We start from the raw sequence: 2538 nt of genomic DNA on the forward strand, positions 1-2538 counted from the left end.
TTTCTGGTTTTGGCGGCTTTGGGATATGGGGCAGATTTGTTCGTGCCAAGCCAGTATACAACCATATCAATCAGCAATCAATGCGGCAAATACATTTTTTCATTTTAAGTTTTTAGTAGGGAGGTGATTTAAATGGCAGTGGAGCTTTGTAAGGTTGCTGAAGAGATAGGGCTTTTAAGCTTGGAAGATAAGCTCTTTCTAAAAGGGCTTTTGGAAAAGATGGTAATAGAAGAAAGAGGGCAAATGATAAAAAAGGAGGAGGAAGAGAAAATGTGGTCTTCTTTAACGATGGAACAATTCTTTTCTGGTTATAGTAGCAAGGATTCGATTTATGACAATTTATAATAGCGGAGAGGTTATTTTGTTATTGTTTCCTTTTGTTGATACAAAAGAGATGAAGCGTCGTCCTGCATTGGTGCTTTTGGACACAAAGGATGAAGATATAATTGTGGCAAGGATAACCAGCCAAATTACCCAGACAGCCTTTGATGTTCTCCTTATAGATTGGCAAAAGGCAGGTTTGTTGCTTCCTTCAATTGTTAGAATGCATAAGATTGCAACAATAGAAAAGCGATTTATAGAAAGAAAACTAGGAAACCTAACCCATAACGATTGGCTACAAGTCCAATCAAAGATAAAACAGCTGTGGTCACTTATACTCTAATGGCAAAATGAAAAATCTTTTATCTTTCTGGTTTTGGCAGCTTTGGGCTATGGGGCGGATTTGTTCGTGCCAAGCCAGTATGGGACAATTCAGGCAGCAATTAGTGCAGCAGGAAATGGTGATAGAATCTTTGTCTTAAGAGGGAAATAATGCAAAGGGCAGTAATTTGTGGTATAATTAAAGGGAGGTGATTTAAGTGGCAAAGGCTTTAGAAATTGAAAGAGAATATGACCATATGAAGTTAATTGAGAAAAGATTTACCATTTTGGTGGGTGGTCGATTAAGGGATAAAAACAAAATGATTGAGGCAGTAAAAAAACAGGATGAACTACGAGAAAGATTTGGAAAACCCCAAGAAGGTTTCTCTAGCGTTTCTGAGTTGAGAAAATGGAGAGATAGAAAATGATAGTTATAGATGCCTCTGTGGCTCTAAAATGGTTTCTTCAAGAAAAAGATTCAGATAGGGCATTAAGGATTAGAGAGGAGCATCTTTCAGGTCTTAGGGGGCTGAATGCTCCAGACCTGATATTAAGTGAAGTTTCTAATGTCTTACGATTTAGCCCCCATTACAATTCTCAAGCAACCAAATCTGCCCTTGTTTCTCTCCTTGACATAGATATAAATGTTGTTGTCTTATCAAGAGGGATTTATGAATTAGCGATTGAGCTTGCTTATCGGTATGAGATTACAGTCTATGATGCCATCTATGTAGCTTTGGCACAGGATTTAGGATATGATTTTATCACCGCCGATGAGAAATTATATCAAAAGGTTAAGGGTTTAAGGTTTGTAAAATTGCTAAGCAAAATTTAATGAAAAAGTTTTTGTGTTTTCTGGTTTTGGGAGCTTTGGGCTATGGGGCAGATTTGTATGTGCCATCGCAATATACCACCATTCAATCTGCAATAAATGCGGCAAATAATGGCGATACCGTCTGGGTGGCCGATGGGACATATAGGGGAACTGGGAATAAGGACTTAACCTGGACTGGCAAGCATATTACCGTAAGATCAGAGAATGGACCTAATAATTGCATCATTGACTGCCAAGGCTTAGGAAGGAGGTTAGTTTATTGTATTTCTCTTCAGTAGTTTTTTATAATATAAACTTAGGAGGTGAGAGATGAAGTATACAGTAATTATTGAAGCAGGAAGGGAATCAGGCTATGTTGCTTTTTGTCCTGCATTAAAGGGATGCGTTTCTCAAGGCTCTACAAAAGAGGAGGCAATGGTTAATCTTAAAGAGGCTATGGCAGGATATATTGAGGCACTCATTGAAGATGGGCTTCCAATTCCAAGTGAGGTTAGTAAAGAATATGTTGACCTTGAGCTAGCAATAAAATGAATAAGCTACCAAGAGGAATTTCTGGACAAAAGGTGATAAATGCCCTCCAAAGGATAGGTTTTTATGTAAGGCGACAGAAGGGAAGTCATGTGATTATGAGGCGAGATTTTCCCTTTGCCCAGGTGAGCGTTCCAAAACATAAGTCACTTGATACTGGAACATTAGATATTATTCTGGAAGGAGCAGATATAAGTATTGAGAAATTTGGAGAGATATTATAGAGATGTGCTTGGTTTTTTTAAGATGAAAAAGGCTTTTAGGTTTGTGGCTAAAACAGGAAATTGGTTTTATTCCCTTCATTCCCCTCTTTTAGAGGGGTGTCGCGAAGCGACGGGGTGTTTAGAGGGGTGGCAGCCCCGAAGGGGCTGACGGAGTAGTTGAAGAAATGAAAAAGGTTTTGTGCTTTCTGGTTTTGGCGGCTTTGGGATATGGGGCAGATTTGTTCGTGCCAAGCCAGTATACAACCATATCAATCAGCAATCAATGCGGCAAATACATTTTTTCATTTTAAGTTTTTAGTAGGGAGGTGA

At 38.8% G+C, this 2538-nt stretch carries 8 protein-coding genes; all 8 read left to right on the forward strand.

The window, feature by feature from the left end; genetic code table 11:
• The first annotated feature begins 132 nt into the window (after positions 1 to 132).
• On the forward strand, positions 133 to 345 hold the full coding sequence (locus AB1397_01015; protein MEW6481584.1) for a hypothetical protein: 213 nt from the start codon (positions 133 to 135) through the stop codon (positions 343 to 345).
• Positions 332 to 664 (forward strand): type II toxin-antitoxin system PemK/MazF family toxin, encoded by a 333-nt coding sequence (locus tag AB1397_01020; GenBank protein ID MEW6481585.1) that lies wholly within the window; start codon positions 332 to 334, stop codon positions 662 to 664. Before AB1397_01015 ends, AB1397_01020 begins: the two co-directional genes overlap by 14 nt.
• A gap of 196 nt (positions 665 to 860) precedes the next feature.
• Positions 861 to 1070 (forward strand): hypothetical protein, encoded by a 210-nt coding sequence (locus tag AB1397_01025; protein ID MEW6481586.1) that lies wholly within the window; start codon positions 861 to 863, stop codon positions 1068 to 1070.
• Positions 1067 to 1477, forward strand: a complete 411-nt coding sequence (locus tag AB1397_01030; protein ID MEW6481587.1) for a type II toxin-antitoxin system VapC family toxin — start codon at positions 1067 to 1069, stop codon at positions 1475 to 1477. The genes AB1397_01025 and AB1397_01030 overlap by 4 nt, the downstream gene beginning before the upstream one ends.
• Positions 1477 to 1755: a hypothetical protein gene (locus AB1397_01035; GenBank protein ID MEW6481588.1), complete on the forward strand. Its 279-nt coding sequence runs from the start codon at positions 1477 to 1479 to the stop codon at positions 1753 to 1755. The genes AB1397_01030 and AB1397_01035 overlap by 1 nt, the downstream gene beginning before the upstream one ends.
• Positions 1756 to 1786: 31 nt before the next feature.
• Complete coding sequence (locus tag AB1397_01040; GenBank protein MEW6481589.1) at positions 1787 to 2008, forward strand: type II toxin-antitoxin system HicB family antitoxin; 222 nt, start codon at positions 1787 to 1789, stop codon at positions 2006 to 2008.
• The gene (locus AB1397_01045; protein ID MEW6481590.1) at positions 2005 to 2229 is read left to right on the forward strand and encodes a type II toxin-antitoxin system HicA family toxin; all 225 of its coding nucleotides are present in this window, start codon (positions 2005 to 2007) and stop codon (positions 2227 to 2229) included. The genes AB1397_01040 and AB1397_01045 overlap by 4 nt, the downstream gene beginning before the upstream one ends.
• Before the next feature lie 164 nt (positions 2230 to 2393).
• On the forward strand, positions 2394 to 2519 hold the full coding sequence (locus AB1397_01050; GenBank protein MEW6481591.1) for a hypothetical protein: 126 nt from the start codon (positions 2394 to 2396) through the stop codon (positions 2517 to 2519).
• Positions 2520 to 2538: the final 19 nt, after the last annotated feature.

It is taken from the genome of bacterium (assembly GCA_040756715.1).
Classification (GTDB): Bacteria; UBA9089; UBA9088; order UBA9088; family UBA9088; genus JBFLYE01.

What these genes read in the sequence shown, in the direction of transcription:
- AB1397_01035 (MEW6481588.1), top strand. Translation starts at nt 1,477, where the DNA reads ATGAAAAAGTTTTTGTGTTTTCTGGTTTTGGGAGCTTTGGGCTATGGG.
- AB1397_01040 (MEW6481589.1), top strand. Translation starts at nt 1,787, where the DNA reads ATGAAGTATACAGTAATTATTGAAGCAGGAAGGGAATCAGGCTATGTT.
- AB1397_01020 (MEW6481585.1), top strand. Translation starts at nt 332, where the DNA reads ATGACAATTTATAATAGCGGAGAGGTTATTTTGTTATTGTTTCCTTTT.
- AB1397_01045 (MEW6481590.1), top strand. Translation starts at nt 2,005, where the DNA reads ATGAATAAGCTACCAAGAGGAATTTCTGGACAAAAGGTGATAAATGCC.
- AB1397_01030 (MEW6481587.1), top strand. Translation starts at nt 1,067, where the DNA reads ATGATAGTTATAGATGCCTCTGTGGCTCTAAAATGGTTTCTTCAAGAA.
- AB1397_01050 (MEW6481591.1), top strand. Translation starts at nt 2,394, where the DNA reads ATGAAAAAGGTTTTGTGCTTTCTGGTTTTGGCGGCTTTGGGATATGGG.
- AB1397_01015 (MEW6481584.1), top strand. Translation starts at nt 133, where the DNA reads ATGGCAGTGGAGCTTTGTAAGGTTGCTGAAGAGATAGGGCTTTTAAGC.